Annotated in this window: 20 protein-coding genes; 10 read left to right on the forward strand and 10 right to left on the reverse strand. The window is 65.5% G+C overall.

Going from position 1 to position 18,172, the window contains the following annotated elements:
* Positions 1–13: 13 nt before the first annotated feature.
* From EI171_RS45075 to EI171_RS37015, 3 genes are all read left to right on the forward strand, one after another.
* Positions 14–181 (forward strand): hypothetical protein, encoded by a 168-nt coding sequence (locus EI171_RS45075; protein WP_166466031.1) that lies wholly within the window; start codon positions 14–16, stop codon positions 179–181.
* 221 nt (positions 182–402) lie between these two features.
* Complete coding sequence (locus tag EI171_RS37010) at positions 403–1,134, forward strand: 4'-phosphopantetheinyl transferase superfamily protein (protein WP_011085024.1); 732 nt, start codon at positions 403–405, stop codon at positions 1,132–1,134.
* Positions 1,131–2,111, forward strand: coding sequence for an LLM class flavin-dependent oxidoreductase (locus tag EI171_RS37015; RefSeq protein WP_110115993.1), 981 nt, complete (start codon positions 1,131–1,133; stop codon positions 2,109–2,111). The genes EI171_RS37010 and EI171_RS37015 overlap by 4 nt, the downstream gene beginning before the upstream one ends.
* Positions 2,112–2,210: 99 nt before the next feature.
* Here the strand turns inward: EI171_RS37015 and EI171_RS37020 are convergent, their stop codons facing one another.
* From EI171_RS37020 to EI171_RS37030, 3 genes are all read right to left on the reverse strand, one after another.
* Entirely contained in the window at positions 2,211–3,236 is a 1,026-nt protein-coding gene (locus EI171_RS37020) for a histone deacetylase family protein (RefSeq protein ID WP_011085022.1), read from the reverse strand.
* 125 nt (positions 3,237–3,361) lie between these two features.
* Positions 3,362–4,300 carry an SMP-30/gluconolactonase/LRE family protein gene (locus tag EI171_RS37025; RefSeq protein WP_161536215.1) on the reverse strand — a complete coding sequence of 313 codons (939 nt, stop codon included), beginning with the start codon at positions 4,298–4,300 and terminating at the stop codon, positions 3,362–3,364.
* Positions 4,257–6,329: a sorbosone dehydrogenase family protein gene (locus tag EI171_RS37030; RefSeq protein WP_161536216.1), complete on the reverse strand. Its 2,073-nt coding sequence runs from the start codon at positions 6,327–6,329 to the stop codon at positions 4,257–4,259. Before EI171_RS37030 ends, EI171_RS37025 begins: the two co-directional genes overlap by 44 nt.
* Positions 6,330–6,536: 207 nt before the next feature.
* Here EI171_RS37030 and EI171_RS37035 point away from each other — a divergent pair, with 207 nt between their 5' ends.
* Positions 6,537–6,770 (forward strand): hypothetical protein, encoded by a 234-nt coding sequence (locus EI171_RS37035; protein WP_028175186.1) that lies wholly within the window; start codon positions 6,537–6,539, stop codon positions 6,768–6,770.
* Between the two features lie 9 nt (positions 6,771–6,779).
* Positions 6,780–6,956: a hypothetical protein gene (locus EI171_RS45080; protein ID WP_166466030.1), complete on the forward strand. Its 177-nt coding sequence runs from the start codon at positions 6,780–6,782 to the stop codon at positions 6,954–6,956.
* 85 nt (positions 6,957–7,041) lie between these two features.
* Here the strand turns inward: EI171_RS45080 and EI171_RS37040 are convergent, their stop codons facing one another.
* Positions 7,042–7,815, reverse strand: a complete 774-nt coding sequence (locus tag EI171_RS37040; RefSeq protein ID WP_060910717.1) for an enoyl-CoA hydratase-related protein — start codon at positions 7,813–7,815, stop codon at positions 7,042–7,044.
* A gap of 143 nt (positions 7,816–7,958) precedes the next feature.
* Here EI171_RS37040 and EI171_RS37045 point away from each other — a divergent pair, with 143 nt between their 5' ends.
* A complete protein-coding gene (locus EI171_RS37045; RefSeq protein WP_161536217.1) occupies positions 7,959–9,548 on the forward strand; it encodes a gamma-glutamyltransferase family protein in 1,590 nt (529 codons plus the stop codon).
* 193 nt (positions 9,549–9,741) lie between these two features.
* Positions 9,742–9,954, forward strand: coding sequence for a hypothetical protein (locus tag EI171_RS37050; RefSeq protein WP_161536218.1), 213 nt, complete (start codon positions 9,742–9,744; stop codon positions 9,952–9,954).
* A gap of 51 nt (positions 9,955–10,005) precedes the next feature.
* Here the strand turns inward: EI171_RS37050 and EI171_RS37055 are convergent, their stop codons facing one another.
* Genes EI171_RS37055 through EI171_RS37070 form a run of 4 tightly spaced genes read right to left on the reverse strand, consistent with a single transcriptional unit; the run spans position 10,006 to position 13,479 of the window.
* Positions 10,006–11,292, reverse strand: coding sequence for an FAD-binding oxidoreductase (locus EI171_RS37055; protein ID WP_161536219.1), 1,287 nt, complete (start codon positions 11,290–11,292; stop codon positions 10,006–10,008).
* 12 nt (positions 11,293–11,304) lie between these two features.
* Positions 11,305–12,036: an amino acid ABC transporter ATP-binding protein gene (locus tag EI171_RS37060; RefSeq protein ID WP_011085014.1), complete on the reverse strand. Its 732-nt coding sequence runs from the start codon at positions 12,034–12,036 to the stop codon at positions 11,305–11,307.
* Positions 12,033–12,686, reverse strand: a complete 654-nt coding sequence (locus EI171_RS37065) for an amino acid ABC transporter permease (protein ID WP_161536220.1) — start codon at positions 12,684–12,686, stop codon at positions 12,033–12,035. Before EI171_RS37065 ends, EI171_RS37060 begins: the two co-directional genes overlap by 4 nt.
* Before the next feature lie 28 nt (positions 12,687–12,714).
* Positions 12,715–13,479: an ABC transporter substrate-binding protein gene (locus EI171_RS37070; RefSeq protein ID WP_161536221.1), complete on the reverse strand. Its 765-nt coding sequence runs from the start codon at positions 13,477–13,479 to the stop codon at positions 12,715–12,717.
* 181 nt (positions 13,480–13,660) lie between these two features.
* Here EI171_RS37070 and EI171_RS37075 point away from each other — a divergent pair, with 181 nt between their 5' ends.
* Entirely contained in the window at positions 13,661–14,320 is a 660-nt protein-coding gene (locus EI171_RS37075; protein WP_039185887.1) for a helix-turn-helix domain-containing protein, read from the forward strand.
* A 97-nt stretch (positions 14,321–14,417) separates the two neighbouring features.
* Here the strand turns inward: EI171_RS37075 and EI171_RS37080 are convergent, their stop codons facing one another.
* Both EI171_RS37080 and EI171_RS37085 read right to left on the reverse strand, forming a co-directional pair.
* Positions 14,418–15,683, reverse strand: a complete 1,266-nt coding sequence (locus EI171_RS37080) for a D-amino acid dehydrogenase (RefSeq protein WP_161536222.1) — start codon at positions 15,681–15,683, stop codon at positions 14,418–14,420.
* 70 nt (positions 15,684–15,753) lie between these two features.
* Positions 15,754–17,082 (reverse strand): aspartate aminotransferase family protein, encoded by a 1,329-nt coding sequence (locus EI171_RS37085; RefSeq protein WP_039185890.1) that lies wholly within the window; start codon positions 17,080–17,082, stop codon positions 15,754–15,756.
* 148 nt (positions 17,083–17,230) lie between these two features.
* On the opposite strand from EI171_RS37085, the gene EI171_RS37090 reads away from it, so the two are divergent.
* Complete coding sequence (locus tag EI171_RS37090; RefSeq protein WP_011085008.1) at positions 17,231–17,779, forward strand: cupin domain-containing protein; 549 nt, start codon at positions 17,231–17,233, stop codon at positions 17,777–17,779.
* 187 nt (positions 17,780–17,966) lie between these two features.
* A complete protein-coding gene (locus tag EI171_RS45085) occupies positions 17,967–18,119 on the forward strand; it encodes a hypothetical protein (RefSeq protein WP_165448138.1) in 153 nt (50 codons plus the stop codon).
* Positions 18,120–18,172: the final 53 nt, after the last annotated feature.

Here is an 18,172-nt window from a genome sequence, read left to right on the forward strand (position 1 = left end):
CCGGGGGAGTGTTATGGGTTTCATCAAATTTACCAAGGGCACCTCGTTGAGCGACAAGGACCGCAAGGCCCTGCAAAAGCTGCTGACCGACGAGAAGAAGAAGCTCCAGTCCGCGCTGAAGGACGTCGACGCCAGCCTTTCCATGCTGGGCGGCTCGAAGAAGGCCAAGAAGAAAAAGTAAGACTCGTCGGCCGGGACGCCGCACGAATCTTTCGGAAAACGGGCCGCTCGCCTGCGAGTTGGGGTCTCGCACAAGCTTGAGCTCGTAAACCGGCCTGCAAATCGACAAGAATTCGCCCGGGTGGACCGATAACAACGCTCCGCTCAGTTGGTTCTTGCTCAATTGATTCTTCCGTCAGGACCGGGGGATTTGGCCTCCGCCTGACGCCATGGGCCTGATTGATGGCAGACGACAGAATTGAACTGTTTGTCGGACTGATCGAGACTATTGACGCGCCGGGCGCGGCCGATGCGTGCCGGCGCCTGCTCTCGGTCGACGAACGAGTCCGCGCCGACCGCTTCGTGTTCGAGCGGCATCGGCGGCAATATATTTTCGCGCATGCCATGCTGCGCCTGGCACTGTCGCGGGTCGCGCCCAACGTCGCTCCCTCCGACTGGTCTTTTGGGGCCGGCCGCTACGGGCGACCGTTTGTCGCTGCGCCCGCGACCTCGATCGCGCTGCATTTCAGCCTGTCGCATGCCGATGGCTGCGTCGCCTGCGTCGTGTCCGGGCATGAGGCCGTCGGCGTCGACGTCGAAACCGTGTCGCGGCGTGTCGCCCCGCTCTCCACCGCGAATCGTTTCTTTGCGCCGGAGGAGGTCGAAACGCTGCGCAGCCTGCCGGAGCCGGCGGCGATCGAGCGCTTCTTCGACTATTGGACGCTCAAGGAGGCCTATCTGAAGGCCAGGGGCTTTGGCCTCAATTTGCCGCTCGACGCCTTCGCGATGCAGGTGTCGCGCGAGGCCATCGAGATCAGCTTCAAACCCGACATCGCCGACGATCCGTCGGGATGGCGCTTCTCGCTGTGCTCGCCCTCCCCCTCGCATCGCCTCGCGATTGCCGACGGCTCCCGTGCGGACGGCGGCCTTCCCATCAGCCGCAACGCCTGGCCGCTCCAGGAAGCGGCTGAATGACGACCTCGCGGCTGCGCGTCTTCCCCGCGATCTCGCGCAACCGCGACCCCAGGACATATGTCGGCGAGCTGATGCGGGTGGCGCAGTTCGCCGACAGCAACGGCTTCGAAGGCATTCTGCTGTTCGAAGGCAACGACGTGTTCGTCGAGCCCTGGGCAATGGCCCAGCACATCATGGCAGGGACGACGCGATCTTCGCCGCTGATCGCCGTCAACCCCATCTACATGCACCCGTTCACGGCAGCCAAATTCGTCTCCTCCTTCGCGCAGTTCTACGGCCGCAAGGTCTATCTCAACATGATCACGGGCACCGCGGTCAGCGACTTGCAGGGCCTCGGCGACGACCAGTCCCATGCGAACCGCTACGTCCGTCTTGGCGAATTCGTCGCGCTGATGCGCCAGTTGCTCTCAAGCCCGCGGCCGGTGAATGTCGCGGGCCGGTTCTACCGTGCGAGCAACCTGCAACTGCGCCCCCGCCTGCCCGCGGAGCTGATGCCGGAATTTCTGATCGCGGGCCAGTCCGAGGCGGCACAGCGCGTGGCGAAGGAGACCGGCTGCATCAAGATGCAGATGTTGCCGCCGGACCTCGATCGCGGGCTCGATGTATCAGGCATGAATTTCGGCATTTTCGCGCGCGAGAGCCGCGACGAGGCGCGGCAGGCGGCCAGGGCGCGCTTTCGCGACAATCCCGATGATCGCGAGCTGCTCGCGCTCACCGTGGAGAACAGCGACTCCGTGTGGAAGCGGCGGCTGTACGAGGGGCAAAGCGGCGAGCTCGCGGACAATGGCTATTGGCTGTTGCCGTTCCTGACCTTCCAGGCCGACTGCCCCTATCTCGTCGGCAGCTATGCCGAGATCGGCGCGAAGCTGAAGGATTTCGCGGCGAAGGGCCTGACCACGATCATGCTCGACATGGTCGCGGACGAGGCCGAGATGCAGCACGTCTGCAAGGCACTTGCGGCGAGCGGGATGTTCTGAGTTTTCCCCCTCTCCCCGCTTGCGGGGAGAGTCCCCCTCACCCGGAATTTGCTGTCGCAAATTCCGGCCTCTCCCCGCACGCGGGGAGAGGCGAAGATATCACCGCGCTTCTTCAAACCCTGCCAGCACCGAGGTCAGGTTCGCACCCAGGATCTCCGAGAGATAGCCGCCCTCCTGCACGAACACGGTCGGCAGGCCCATCCTGGCGATGGCCTGGCCGATACGGCGGAAACCCGGCGTGGTAACGGCAAGGCCCTTCAGTGGATCGTGCTCGGAGGCATCGAGGCCGAGCGCGATGACGAGGGCGCCGGGAGCAAAGGACTCGATCGCCTTGCGCGCGACATCCATCGCCTGGATGTAGCCGTCGTCGCCGGTGCCGATCGCCAGCGGGATGTTGAGATTGGTGCCGAGGCCCGGGCCTTCGCCGCGCTCGTGCGCATAGCCCCAGACATAAGGATAATATGCGACAGGATCGGCATGGATCGACACCGTGTACACGTCCGGCCGCGCATAAAAGATGCCTTGCGTGCCGTTGCCGTGGTGGACGTCGACGTCGAGGATCACGACGCGCTCGTGCTTGAGCCGCAGATGCGCGGCTGCAATCGCGCTGTTGTTGAGAAAGCAGAAGCCGCCGGCCATGTCGCGATAGGCGTGATGGCCGGGCGGACGGCAGAGCGCGTAGGTCGCGTCCTCGCCATCCATCACCATCTGCGCGGCGGTGACCGCAACATCCGTCGCAGCACAGGCCGCGGCCCAGGTGCCCGGGCCGATCGGCGCTGCGGTGTCGGCCGTGTGCCAGCCGAGCTTGCCGACGATGTGGGTCGGATAGGTCGCGGCATGCCGCACGGGATGGATGTTGCCGATCATCTCGGGGCCGGAATCGCCGAGCGCGGTCCAGGCGTCCCAGGCCTCGCTCAGAAACGACAGATATTCCGGACTGTGGATGCGCGCGCGGGGTCCCTGCCCGAATGTCGTCGGCTCGACCAGTTGATGCTTGCCGTCCTTCAACCCCTTGAGCAGGCGGTCGGCGCGCTCGGGCTGCTCGGTGGTGCGCTTGACGACACCGCGAACCAGGAAGAATTGCGGATCATGGCTGCGGTGCAGTTCGGTATGGACGGCTTTCACTCAAACACTCCGTGGTCGCTTTGACGGTGCCACAGATTCTTGATCGCTGCGGCGGCCAGATGCAAGCAAGAAGAATGCCGCCTCTGTCGCACCGCTCTGCGTCGCAAGCAGATCGCCTGTGATGCTCAGCAGCGCCCGCGCTGGAGGCAGTGCTCGCGGCCCGGCTGATCGGTACGGAAGGATTCGACAAAGCCGCCCTGACGCTGCGTGACGAAGACGGTCTTGCCGTCGCTGCCGCCGAAGGCGAGGTTGGTCGGCTCCTTGCCCTTCAGCACGATCTCGCGCTCGACCGCGCCATTGGGTTTCATCAGCGCGATCGTGCCCTTGAGGATGCGCGCGACGTAGAGGCGACCAGCAACGTCGGTGCGCAGCCCGTCGACGGTGTCGGGCTGAAACGACTTCACCAGCTTTGCGCCGGTGAGCTCTTTGCCGCTGATCGTGTAGGACCAGATCTGACCGCTGCTGGATTCGCCGACATAGAGCGTCTTGCCATCCGGACTGAGATCGATGCCGTTGGTGGTGCCCATCGCGCGGGGCGCCGGCATCACCTGCCCCTGCACCGTTCCGTCGGCGGCTTTCGCGATGCGCCAGATGTGGCCCTCGCGGCCCTTCCAGTTCGGATCGGTCGCATAGACCGTGCCGTCGCGCGCGACCGTGATGTCGTTGGGCTGGTTCATCTCGTCGGAGTGAAACCAGATGGCAGGTTCGGTGCTTCCCTTCGCAATGGTGAAGATGTTGTGCTTCTTGTAATCGGCAATGAACATCGCGCCGCTCCGATCGAAACGGATCGCGTTGCCGACGCTGCCATCGGGGAGCGTCGTGAACAGCTCCGAAGCCGCAGCGCCCGCAGGCAGCCTGCCGATGGTGCCGGCCTTGCCGAGATTGACGACGAACAAATTGCCGTCGAGATCGGCGGCGGGTCCTTCGATGCCGAAAGTGTATTCGCTCGCGGGCGTGACCTGCACGCTGTCGAACAGCTTGGTTTCGGCAGCGGCCGGCGGCGTCGCGATGAGCAAGATGCTACTGCACAGGCACCAGAAATTCCTGCCGGATGTAATAGCCATCGTCGTCGGTGCACTCGCCATTCAGATAGGGATCGGCCGGCCGGAAGAATCGGCTGAAGCCGGTTTTGTCTACAGCGCTCCTTTGTGTCACGACAACGACCTTGGCAGCCGGTATTTCGCCGCATTCCTTGTTGGTTTTGCCAAAGAACCTGCGTTGCGGCGGACCGGCCTTGATCCGCATCCGCGTTCCCGGAACCATTCTGGCAACGAGCAGGTCAGCGGTATCGAGCAGGCGTGCGTAACCGGGCTCGGTCTTCGGCAGGCTTTCGCCGCCCGGCGGCATCAGCTTCTCGGCGCCGAGACCGCGAAGGCGCGTCCGCAGCCTGCCGGAATCGGGGTCGCCCGGATAGATCCAGCCGTCCTGCGACAGCATGAAGCGGAGCACCGTCGCATCCTTCTCCGCTTCCGACTGTCCTGCCTTCAGGCCGAAATCCGAATGGCAGCCGAGGCAATGCTTCTCGACGAGGCCCTTGCGCAGCGTGGTGAGGCGAACGCTGTTCTGCGCGTCCCTGGCGATGAAGGCCGCGAGCTGGTCGATCATCGCCTGGCTGCGCGTGTCGCAGGGCAGCGGCTGAGGCGCGTCGCCCGCGGCACGGTCGATGCGGATCACCGTCTGGTTCTTGTCCTCGACCAGCCAGATCGCGCCGTCCTCGGCGACCGTCATGCCGACCGGCGCGCCTTGCGGCCGCGCGCCGTTGACGCGGTGCCAGCCTGCAATCAGCTCCTCGAACGACGCGGCAGCGACCTCGCCGGCGTCGGTCTGGAAGCTGTGGGTCGGATCAGCCGCGCAGCTGACATGGTAGCGCACTGGCGCCGGGCTCGGCTTGGGAAAACCGTGGTCGTCGACATCGTAGGCGAGCACACGGCTGCCGGTCGGGCGATAGCCATGCAGGCCGACCAGCAGCTTGCCCTCGAGCTCCGGGAATTTCGCGCCGTGATAATAGAGCATCGCGAGCGGGGCGCCGTGCGGCGGCAGCAGCGAGAACGGCGGCTTGTAGAGCGCATTGGCCGTGCAGAGCGACTTGTAGGTCCCGGATTGCAGCACGCTCCTGAACTCGGGGCTCGGCGTCGACAGGTCGTAGCAATAGGGCCAGCCATAGTGCCTGCCCTGCTCGATCGCGTTGATCTCCTCGTTGGGCTTGAAGATGTCGGGCAGGTCGCGGCCGTTCTCGCCTTGCAGGAAGGCATAGCCGGCATCGGGGAAATTCGGATGCAGCGCCAGCGCCATCGAGTTGCGCAGGCCACGCGCGTAGACGGTGTGCGGCGGGTCAGGGTCGTTCGGCCTCAATGCCGGGAAGACGCCGCCTGACTGCGGCGTAAACAGCCAGATCGCGGCCATCGCGGAGGCACCCTCGGCCGCCGCACAGGGCTTTGTGATCGGCGCAGGCGTGATGCAGTCGTCGCTGTGCGAGCCGACATTGACGAACAGCCGGCCGTTCCTGTCAAAGACGAACTGCTTGAGCGGATGCGCACTCTCGTCGAGCCTGGTGCCGTCGGGCAGCGTGATCCGGCGGCCCGGCATGTGACGGATGATGGTCTCGACCGTACCGCGCGGATTGTCCGCGAGCGGATCGAACCGGAAGATCGCCTCCGCGGTCGAGGCGTAGAGCTTCCTGTCCGGGCCGATCACGAGGCCGAACGGATATTCGAGGCCGGTCAGCAGTTCCTTGAACCGCTGGCCCAAGGGCGCATGCGGATCGAGCAGCAGCAGCCGCCCATCGGTGTGGCCCCAGCCCCCCATGTCGGCGACCACGAACAGGTCGCGGCCGGGCACCTGGACGATCGAACGCGGAAACTTGAGGCGATCCTCCTCGCTGGCGACGAGGCCGGCGCAAAATCCCGCCTTCATATCGATCTGGAGTCTTGGAAAAGCGAGATCGCCGCTGCCGCAGCTTTCCGTGCCGATCGCATAGCCGCTTTTCCTGACCGACTCGGACGAGGCCGGGGCCAGGCCGAGCAGCACTGCGACGACGGCCGCCGCAAACAAGCGCAGGCTCGGGCGTTCACAGCGGAATGTGAAGTCGTTCACAGCGGCCTCCCGGACGTATCGTCCAGGGTTGTTCCATGCCGCCTGCGCGCCGTCCAGTTGCCGATCACCCGCCTGTGATTAAACCTGTAACGACCTTGGTGCCGACCAACCTCCGTAGATTCCCTTACCGGGCTCGACCCGAATATTTTTCGACCGTTTCCGATGGTATCGGTTTGCCGTCCCAATCGCTTTCTACAGGAGGCGTGTATGGTTCAGATGTATTTCCACTGCTCGAATACCGAAGGCACGCTGATCGATCGGTACGGCACGGCGGTAGCCAATCTGACCGAGGCACGTGACCGTGCCGCCCAGATCATGCGTTCGATGATCCTGACGCCCGGTGCGGAAGACTGGCGCGACTGGGTGATCCATGTCAGCGGCGACGACGGCGAGGAGATTTTCGACCTCCCCTTCACCGCCATGCTCGGCAAGCCGCATTGAGGTGATGCCATGCTGATCGCGTCCTTGAGCCTGCTCCGCCAGCCCTTGAACTTCGTTGCCACCAAATGGCTGACGCTGGTCAGGGTCGCCGGCGACCCCTACCGCCCCGAGCTGCACTACATGCGCGGCCCCGGCCCGAAATGGCACGCCAAGTATCAGGCCAGCCGTCTGAACCGCGCGCTCTGAAGCTGTCGTCTCGCCGCTTGCCGCAAACCGGTTCTCCAAACTCGCTATGCCCGGGCAGCTCCCGGGCATTGACGTCTTCGGCTCGTCACCGCCCGGTGAACTTCGCCTTACGCTTCTCGACGAAGGCATTGCGGCCTTCGATGGCGTCGGCGCTTTTCCGGATCGTGGCCTGAAGCTCGATCTCGCGGCGGAACTGGGCCTCATAGGTCGCGTGCTCGCTCTCCTCGACCAGCGCGCGGGTTGCGACCAACGCGCGCGTCGGGCCCTCCGCCAGGCCGCGCGCCAGCACCAGCGCCTCTCCCATCAGCTTCTCGTCGTCGACGACCTGCCGCACCAGGCCGATCTCCTGGGCGCGTTCCGCCGTCAGCGGCTCGTTGAGCAGCATCAGCTCGAGCGCCCGCTGCCGGCCGACCAGGCGCGGCAGCAGCCAGGTCGAGCCGAGATCGGGCACCAGCGCAATGCGGCTGAACACCTGGATGAAGCTCGCCGACCGCGCCGCGACGATGATGTCGCCGGCCATCGCGAGGCTGAAGCCGCCGCCGGCCGCCACCCCGTTGACGGCGACGACGACGGGCACGCGGCATTCGCGGAGCGCCTTGAAGGCCGGCCAGTAGAAGCGCATCACGCCGGCGGCGATGTCCTCGCCGAGCGCCTCGGAGGCCTTCAAATTCTGTCCCGAGCAGAAGCCGCGCCCGGCGCCGGTGAGGATCAGCGCGCGAACACCCTCGTCCTGTGTCATGCCGCCGACGGCGGCAGCCAGCGCGCCGAGCAGGTCCGGCGTCATCGCGTTCAGGCTCGCCGGCTCGTCCAGCGTCAGGATCCCGACCGCGCCATCCCGCGCCTGTTTCACACCAGCCATGCCGCTTCTCCCTTTGGATGTTCTCGTTGGCTGCAATGTGCCATTGTCCGCGCGCTTCGCCAAATGCGGAGCTTTTCAAGTCGGCACCACCAAGCCAAGTCCACCGAAGCCAAGACCAGCGAAGACAGACACAAGACCGCATCATGCCTCATCAGTTCAGCCTCGCCCAAACCGTCCGCAAGCCTGCCGTCAAGACCAAGGGCGGTATCGTCGCCGCGCAATCGCGCCGGGCTGCCGAAGTGGGCGCGCAAGTGCTGGCCGCGGGCGGCGATTGCGTCGACGCGATCGTCGCGACCACCATGGCGCTGAACGTGCTGGAGCCCTGGAACAGCGGCATCGGCGGTGGCGGCGCGATGGTGCTCTACCGCGCCAGGGAAAATCGCACCGAGGTGATCGACTACGGCATGTGCGCCCCGCAGAGCCTGCGCGTCGCGGACTATCCGCTCAGCGGCGAAGGCGCAGCGTCCGATCTCTTTCCCTGGCCGCGGGTGAAGGACGATCGCAACATCCACGGCCCCGGCGCGATCGCCGTGCCCGGTGTCGTCGCCGGCATGGAGGAAGCGCATCGCCGCCACGCCAAACTGCCGTGGAAGGACCTGGTCGCGCCGGCCGCCGCGCTCGCCGGCGAAGGCCTGCTGGCCGATTGGTGGACCACACTGACGATCGCAAGCTCGGCGGCTGACCTCCGGCGCTATCCCGCGAGCGCGGCAGCGTTCCTGAAGGACGGCCTGCCGCCGACCGCGCCATGGGGCATCAAGTCCGAGACGCGGCTGTCGCAGGACAAGCTGAAGGCAACGCTATCGCACCTCGCCGAAGCCGGACCGCGTGATTTCTACCAGGGCGATCTCGCCAAAAGCATCGCATCCGACATCAAGGCCGACGGCGGCTCGCTGTCGGTCGAGGACCTCGCCGCATTCCGCGCCCATCTGCGCGAGCCGCTGGCGATCCCCTATCGCGGCGGCAAGGTGTTTGCGACGCCGGAGCTCACCGCCGGACCGACGCTGGCGCACGCGCTGCGCCTGTTGCAGCAAAATCTGAAACCGGCAGGTGCACCCGATGCCGCCACCTACGCCGAATATGCGCTCGCCCTGCAAGCTGCCTATCGCGAACGGCTCAAGGACATGGGCGATGCCGACGGCAAGCGCTCGCTCGGCGCCGAATATCTGGCACCAGCCTGCACCACGCATTTCTCCGTCGTCGACCGCCACGGCAATGTCGCCGCGGTGACGCAGACACTGCTTTCGTCCTTCGGCTCGAAATACGTGACGCCGCACACCGGCATCGCCATGAACAACGGCATCATGTGGTTCGATCCGACGCCCGGCACCACCAACTCGCTCGCTCCGGGCAAGCGCTGCCTCACCAACTACACGCCCGTCATCGCCGAGACCAGGGACGGCAAGCGTCTCGCCGTCGGCGCCTCCGGCGGCCGCCGCATCCTGCCCGCGGTGATGCAACTCGCATCGTTCGCGATGGATTTCGGCATGGACCTCGACGCGGCGATCCACCAGCCGCGCATCGACGCCAGCGAGGGCGCGGTCGTGATCGGCGACAGCAGACTGCCGGCGGACGCACGCAAGGCGCTCGCGGCGCGCTTCGACTATGAAGAGAGCCGGGTGCAGGCTTTGCCGCAGAAGTTCGCCTGCCCGAGCGTGGTGATGCGCGAGGGTGAGGTCAATTCCGGTGCGGTCGAGATCTTCCAGCCGTGGGCCGATGCGGTGGCGGAGGCCTGAGTCCGTTTACGAGAGAGCGTGCCAGCGGTGAACCGCGGGCACGTCGCAAGTGCGGATGTGCCAGCACGCGTTGAGCCGATGCTCGATCGCGTATCTCCGCGAGCGTCACGACTCCTCCACATTTGCAGGGAACTTAGCTGCGCACAGTCCGTTCATTGATCGGACAAGTGCGCTCGCCCCACTGGAGAACATGATGAAGAAACTTGCGCTCGCCGCGTCGCTGATCATTGCGGCGGGTTTCACACTGACCAACCCTGCGCTTGCAAAGGGTGGTCACGGTCACGGTTACGGCCATGCGATGGGCCATCATTACCATGGCACGCCGCCCGGATGGTCGCATGGACGCAAGGTCGGCTGGCGCGGTCACGGGTGCCCGCCCGGACTGTGGAAGCAGGGCCGCTGCTGACGCGATCTGCAATTCCTGCAAGGCGCCGCCCCTGACAAGGCGGCGCCTTCTTCATATGCCGAGCCGGTCCCGCACGCGCCCTGTGATGACCGCGGTCGTCACCCCCACCGGCCAGAACGCGTGCATCGGGATCGGCGTGATGCCGGTGACGGGCATGTCGATCTCGGCCTTGGCGCCGCCGATCAGGCGGCGGGCGAGCTGCGCGCCCATCGCGGTCGAGAGCGCGACGCCGCGGCCGTTACAGCCGAGCGAGATCAGGATACTTTCGGCGGGCTCGTGCACATGCGGATAGTGGTCCTTGGTGATCGCGAGCCGGCTATTCCAGCCATGGGTCCAGGCGACGCCCTTCAGCTGCGGCCATAGCCGCTCGGCGTAGCGGATGAGATAGGAGACATCCGACGGCGAGCTGATCCAGCGCATCGGGCCGCGGCCGCCCATCAAGAGGCGGTTGTGCTGGTCGATGCGGTAGTAGACCGTGATGTGGCCGCTCTCGTAGAGCACGGGACGCGTCGGCATGATCGAGCGGGCGACCTCGTCGGAGAGCGGCGCGGAGGCGACGATCGAGGAAAACACCGGCACGATGGTGCGGCGAAGCGCCGGCCAGAGATCATCGGTGAAGCCATTGGTGGCGAGCAGCACCTTTTCTGCTCGAACCACCGCGCGCGGCGTCTCGATGCGCCAATGCGCGCCGTCGCGGCGCAGCGACAGCGCCGGCGTCTCGCCATGCACCTTCGCGCCCGCCGAGATCGCGGCGCGTGCGAGACCGCGGGCATAGCTGAGGGGATGCAGGTCGCCGCCGCGCGCGTCCAGCATGGCGCCGATATAACGGTCGGTGCCGGTCATCTCGCGCAGCTGCTCGCGGTTCAGATATGTCACCGGCATGCCGCGGCGGATGCATTGCTGCGCGGTCTTTTCGATCGTAGCGGCACTGGCCTCGTTATAGGCCGCACGCAGCGTTCCGTTTTGCCGCGCCTCGCACGGGATCTGGTAGCGACGGATCAGCTCGTGCGTAAAATTCGGCGTGCCGTACGAGAACTCGATCATGCGGCGGCCAAGTTCAGTGCCGAAATCGGCCTCGATCTGGTCGGGATCGTGCTTCAGGCCGGGATTGGTGTGGCCGCCATTGTTGCCGGACGCGCCCCAGCCCGGCTCCTGCGCCTCCAGCACCAAGGCCTCGACGCCCTGCTCCGCCAGATGCAGCGCGGTGGACAGGCCGGTGTAGCCGCCGCCGATAATCGCGACGGAGACGGTCTTGTCGGCGTCGAGCGGCGACGTGGCGACCGGCGCAACGGCGGTGTCAGCATAAATCGAGGGCGGCAGAGGCAGGCGCGCAGTCATGGCGTAGACCGATCAGAGCGGATGCAGCACCCGGCGCAGGAAATCCTGCGTGCGCGGGTGCTGGGGTTGGTTGAGCACCGATTTGGCCGGCCCCTGCTCGACGATGACGCCGCCGTCGATGAACAGCACGCGATCGGCGACGTCGCGGGCGAAGCCCATCTCGTGGGTGACGACGACCATGGTCATGCCGTCGTCGGCGAGCTTGCGCATCACGCCGAGAACGTCGCCGACGAGTTCGGGATCGAGCGCCGAGGTCGGCTCGTCGAACAGGATCGCCTTGGGCTGCATCGCGAGCGCGCGCGCGATCGCGACGCGCTGCTGCTGGCCGCCGGAAAGCTGCGGCGGGTGCGCGTCGGCCTTTTCGGCGAGGCCCACTTGGGCAAGCAGCGCGCGGCCGCGCTCGAGCACTTGCGCACGCGCCTCCTTCTTCACGTAGAGCGGGCCCTCGACCACGTTCTCCAGCACCGTGCGATGCGGAAACAGGTTGAAGCGCTGGAACACCATCGAGACCTGGGTGCGGACGTTCACGATCGACGGCGCATCGCGGTCGACCTTCAATCCTTCGACATTGATCTCGCCGCGGTCGTAGCTTTCCAGCCCGTTGATACAGCGCAAGATGGTCGACTTGCCGGAGCCGGACGGACCGACGATGCAGACCACCTCGCCCTTCTCGACCTTCGCCGTGATGCCCTTGAGCACCTCGACCTTGCCGAAACTCTTGTGAACGTCGGTGAGCTCGATCATTTCTTGCCCGCCCGCTTTTCGAAGTGGCGGACCAGCAGGATCAGCGGAATGCTCATGGTGAGGTACATGAGCGCCACCAGCGTGAACACGCTGGTGTTCTTGAAGGTCGAGGACGCGATCAGCTTGCCCTGCAGCGCAAGCTCGGCGACCGTGATGGTCGAGGCCTGCGACGAATCCTTCAGCATCATGATCATGACGTTGCCGTAGGGAGGCAGCACGATGCGCACCGCCTGCGGCAGCACCACGCGGCGCATGGTGAGCCACCAGCCCATGCCGATCGACTGCGCCGCCTCGATCTGGCCCTTGTCGATCGCCTCGATGCCGGCGCGGAAGTTTTCCGCCTCGTAGGCCGAATAGGCGATGCCGAGCCCGAGGATGGCGGCCTGCAAGGCCGACAGCGTGACACCGAGATCGGGCATCACGAAGTAGAGGTAGAACAGGAGCACGATGATCGGGATGCCGCGGATCACGTTGATCAGGCTGGCGCTGAGCATCGACAGGACCTTGATGCCGGAGACCCGCATCATCGCCCAGATCAGGCCGAGCACCGTCGAGAGCAGCAGCGAGCCGATGGTGACGACGATCGTCAGCGCGACGCCGCTCATCAGGATCGGGAAGAACTCGGCAGCGTCGTGCCAAAAGCCTTTCATCGGGCAGCCTTCGATCAGCCTCTAACCATCAGCCCTGGGCTTTCTGGCCCCATTTTTCGAGGATCTTGTCGATGGTGCCGTTGGCCTTGAGCTTGGCCAGCGAGGCGTTGATCTTGCCGAGCAGCGCGCTGTCGCCCTTGCGCACGCCGATGCCGACCGAGCCGACCGTGACGGGCTTGTAGCTGTCGACGAGCCGCACATCGGGGAAGCCGCCCTGCTTCAGATTGTAGGCGAGGATCGGATAGTCGGCGTAGCCGGCCTTGAGGCGGCCGGTGTTCACGTCGCGCAGGATGTCGGGAATGGTGTCGTAGGCCTTGACGTCGGCGAACAGTCCCGACTTCTTCAACGCGTCGACGAAGGCGGTGCCGACCTGGGCGCCGACCGTCTCGCCCTTCAGGTCGTCCTGCGTGGCGTAGGCCTTGGTGTCGTTCTTCGGCACCACCAGACCTTCGCCATAAGTGTAGATCGGGTCGGAGAAGTCGACGACCTCCTTGCGCGGCGCCGTGATGAACATCGCGGCCGCAATGATGTCGATCTTGCTCGAGGTCAGCGACGGGATCAGCGCGGAGAACGACATCGGCTCGATCTGCACGTTGAGGCCGGCGTCCTTGCCGATCTCGGTGATGAGATCGACCATGATGCCCTGGATGGTATTGGTCTTGGTGTCGAGGAAGGTGAAGGGAATGCCCGTCGGCGTCGAGCCGACCTTCAGCACCTGCTGCGCGGAGGCCGGCACGACTGCGGCAATCGCGAGCGCCGCGACTGCGGCCTGGACAAAACGCTTCAACGCCATCGCATCCCCCTTTGGGTCCGGCCGCTGGCGGCGCTCGCAGATGTCTTGATCGCAGACGTTGCGGGCCAAGCCGTTTCGGCCTATTTTCACCAATATGAAAATTTGGTCACACTTTCGCAGGTGATGCAAGTGGTTTTCATGCACATGAAGGAAGCGGTTTGACGTGAGCGGTGGCAAAAGAATGCGCAAACCGGCCGCCGCAAAGCCGGCCAGGAAGCTGAAGGCCAAGACGGTGCCGGCCAAGGCGATGACCAAGCCGGCCGAGCCCGCGATGGACGTCGCGGTCGGCCGTCGCATCCGCGATATCAGGCGCGTCAGGCAATTCTCGCTGGAAACGGTCGCCGCGCGCACCGGCCTGTCGATCGGCTTCCTCAGCCAGATCGAGCGCGGCCTGTCGTCGCCGTCGCTGCGCGCGCTGGCAACGCTCTCCGACGTGCTCGGCGTCGGCATGGCGGCTTTGTTCGGTTCGAACCCAAGTGCCGACGGTGCCTCCGACCAGGTGGTGACGCGCGGGCTTCAGCGGCCGGAACTGAAACTCTGGCGCAGCGGAATTTCGAAGCAATTGCTGAGCGCCGCGGGCAGCGACAACCGGCTCAACCTGTTCCTGGTGCACATCGATCCCGGCGGCTCCGCGGGCGACGAGCTCTACACCCACGACGGCGAGGAAGCCGGCCTCGTGCTTGAAGGGGAGATGATGCTGACGGTGGACAGCGAGACGTGGTCGCTGAAGACGGGCGACAGCTTTCGCTTCGCCAGCCGCCGGCCGCACCGGTTTTCCAATCCGGCGCAGGATGCCAAGGCCGTGGTGCTGTGGGTGAATTGCGTGACGGGGGCGGGGTAGTCAATTGCCGTCATTCCGGGGCGCCTCGAAGAGGCGAACCCGGAATCTCGAGATTCCGGATTCGATGCTTCGCATCGACCCGGAATGACAGCGTCAATCACCCGAACCGGTGCGTGTACCGATCCACCGTCAGCGCGCTGACGTCGACCTCCGGCTTCTTGCCTGACAGCATGTCCGCGAGCACCCGTCCCGAACCGCAGGACATGGTCCAGCCGAGCGTGCCGTGTCCGGTGTTGAGGTGGAGATTGGCGTATTGCGTCGGGCCGATCACGGGCGGGCCGTCCGGCGTCATCGGACGCAGGCCGCTCCAGAACGTCGCCTTGGACAGATCGCCGCCGCGCGGGAACAGATCAGTCAAGGAGTGATCCAGCGTGGCGCGGCGGGCGTCATAGAGCTTGCTCGAGAAGCCCGAGATTTCGGCAGTGCCGCCGACGCGGATGCGATTGCCGAGGCGCGTGATCGCGACCTTGTAGCTCTCGTCCATCACGGTCGATTCCGGCGCGCCCGAGGCATCCTTGATCGGCACCGTGATCGAATATCCCTTCACCGGATAGACCGGCAGCGAAATGCCGAGCGGCGCAACCAGCCGCGACGACCAGCTTCCGAGCGCCAGGACGTAGGCGTCGGCCTGCAACACGCCGGCGCTGGTCACGACGCCACTGACGCGAGCGCCGTCGGTGACGATGCGGTCGATGCCGGTGTTGAACATGAAGCGCACGCCGAGCGCCTGGGCATGCTTGGCCAGCGCCTGCGTGAACATGTGGCAGTCGCCGGTCTCGTCCTGCGGCAGGCGAAGTCCGCCGGCGAACTTCTCCTTCACGCCGGCGAGCGCCGGCTCGACCGCGATGCAGCCTTCGCGGCCCAGCACCTCGAAGGGCACGCCATATTGCTTGAGCACGGCGATGTCTTCGCCGGTGCCGTCGAGCTGCGCCTGGTGGCGGAACAGCTGGAGCGTGCCCTGCGAGCGCTCGTCATATTGAATGCCGATGTCGCGGCGCAGGTCGCGCAGGCAGTCGCGGCTGTATTCCGCGATCGGGATCATCCGGCTCTTGTTGACCGCGTAGCGCGCGCTGGTGCAGTTGCGCAGCATCTTGAGCAGCCAGACCCACATCACCGGATCGAGCTTCGGCCGGATCACCAGCGGGCCGTGCTTCATCAAGAGCCACTTGACCGCCTTCACCGGCACGCCGGGCCCGGCCCAAGGCGAGGAATAGCCGGGCGACACCTCGCCGGCATTGGCGAAAGAGGTCTCCAGTGCCGGCTCCGGTTGACGGTCGACGACCGTCACGTCATGGCCAGCACGCGCAAGGTAGTAGGCAGAGGTGACACCGATGACACCGCTGCCGAGGATCAGAACTTTCACGCTTCGTCAAACTCCCGCGGCATCACGCTCGCCGCTGCAAGAAGAACTTTCGCAACGGCGAGAGCAATTATCAGGCCACCTTCTTGATGGCGTCGCCGAGGATCGAGACCATCTGGTCGATATGGCTCTTCTCGACGATGAGCGGAGGCGACATCGCGAAGCTATCGCCGCTCATGCGCAAATAGAGGCCGGTATTGAAGCAGTCGACCATCACGTCGTAGCCGCGCGCGCCGACCACGCCGGCGCGCGGCGCCAGCTCGACCGCGCCCATCAGGCCGCAATTGCGGATGTCGACGACGTTCGGCAGGCCCTTCAGCGAATGCAGCGCATCGCGCCAGTATTCGGCGATCGACGCACCGCGCGTGAGCAGGCCTTCGTCCTTGTAGATGTCGAGCGTCGCGATGCCGGCGGCGCAGGCCGTCGGATGCGCCGAATAGGTGTAGCCGTGGAACAGCTCCATCTGGTTCTCGGGGCCGACCATCATCCCGTCGTGCACCTTGCGGCTCGCGAACACCGCGCCGCAGGGAATGGTGCCGTTGGTGATGCCCTTGGCCGTCGTCATCAGGTCCGGCGTGACGCCGAAGAAGTTGGCGGCGAACGGCGTGCCGAGGCGGCCGAAGCCGGTGATGACCTCGTCGAAGATGAGGAGGATGCCGTGCTTGTCGCAGATCTCGCGCAGGCGCTGGAGATAGCCCTTCGGCGGCGGCAGCACCGCGGTCGAACCCGGCACCGGCTCGACGATGACGGCGGCGATCGTCTCGGCGCCGTGCAGGCCAACCAGGCGCTCGAGATCGTCGGCGAGCTCGGCACCATGCTCCGGCTGGTCCTTGGCGAAGGCGTTGCGGCTGAGATCGTGGGTGTGGCGAATGTGGTCGACGCCCGGCAGCAGGGTCGCGAAGGCGCGGCGGTTGGCGACCATGCCGCCGACCGACGTGCCGCCGAAGCCGACGCCGTGATAGCCGCGCTCACGTCCGATCAGGCGGGTGCGGCTCGACTGGCCGGTGGCGCGATGATAGGCGAGCGCGATCTTGAGCGCGGTGTCCACCGACTCGGAGCCGGAGTTGGTGAAGAAGATCCGGTCGAGGCCCTTCGGCGCGATCTCGGCGAGCCGCTCGGCGAAGTCGAACGCCAGGGGATGGCCCATCTGGAACGTGGGCGCGAAGTCCAGCGTCATCAGCTGCCGCTCGACCGCGGCGGCGATCTGCTTGCGGCCGTGGCCGGCATTGACGCACCAGAGGCCGGCGGAGCCGTCGATCACCTTGCGGCCGTCGACGGTGGTGTAGTGCATGCCCTCGGCCGAGGAGAACAGGCGCGGCGCCTTCTTGAACTGCCGGTTGGCCGTGAACGGCATCCAGAACGAGTCGGTCTTGATAGTGTTCGGAATCTGATGAAGGGTCACGGCCGCGCTCCTTTGCTGACGGGATAGCAGAGGCACGGCTTCCAAGGCGCAACAAGTCCTTTTCTGGTGACCTGCAAGCCATTGATTTCACTGGGGCCGCTGGTCCATATTTGCGCGATCCGCAACACCTGCAACAGGGACCAGGGGCATGAGCGTCGACATCGGTGGACGGCTGCGATTCATCCGGGCGCGCCAGAAGCTGTCGCAGCGCGAGCTTGCCAAGCGCGCCGGCGTCACCAATTCGACGATTTCGCTGATCGAATCCAACCAGATGAACCCGTCGGTCGGCGCGCTCAAGCGCATCCTCGACGGCATCCCGATGGGGCTCGCCGAGTTCTTCGCACTGGAGCCGGAGAGCCGGCGCAAGATCTTCTATCGCGCCGAAGAGCTGACCGAGGTCGGCAAGAAGCCGATCTCGTATCGGCAAGTCGGCGACAATCTGTTCGGCCGCAGCTTGCAGATTTTGAAGGAGCGCTACGAGCCCGGCAGCGACACCGGACGCGTGCATCTCGTCCATGACGGCGAGGAAGGCGGCATCGTGATTTCAGGCAAGCTCGAAGTCACCGTCGAGGACGAGCGCCGCATCCTCAATCCCGGCGATGCCTATTATTTCGAGAGCCGCCGCCCGCATCGCTTCCGCTGCGTCGGCGGCAAGCCGTGCGAAGTGATCTCGGCGTGCACGCCGCCGACGTTTTGACGCCGATCAAATTCCTCCGGGATCTTACGGAGCCACCGGTTTCCTACGGAGCTTGAGCCATCTCAATTTCCGCGAGCCGAACCTCTATATATTACGAACCGTAGCCGAGCAGCCTGGCGCAGAGGTGCTGAGGTTATGGCCCCGGACTCCTAGGCACTCCGGGGCCGCTTCGTAACAGGGCTCGCCGATGAAGATCACGCTCGCCAATGCAGAAGCCGCGCTCGACGAAGTTCGGCGCGATGCCGACAAGCTCCACTCGCGCGAGCTGCGCGAGGCCATCGCCGCATACATCGAGACGCAGAGAGAGGCGATCAAGGCCCTCCGGCGGAAGATGAACTGACGCTTCGACGCGGGGCGAGAGCCGCGCGGCGATCTCCGCCCGGCTCTCGTTGA

Origin of the sequence: Bradyrhizobium sp. LCT2, assembly GCF_009931255.1 — a bacterium.
Lineage (GTDB): Bacteria > Pseudomonadota > Alphaproteobacteria > Rhizobiales > Xanthobacteraceae > Bradyrhizobium > Bradyrhizobium diazoefficiens.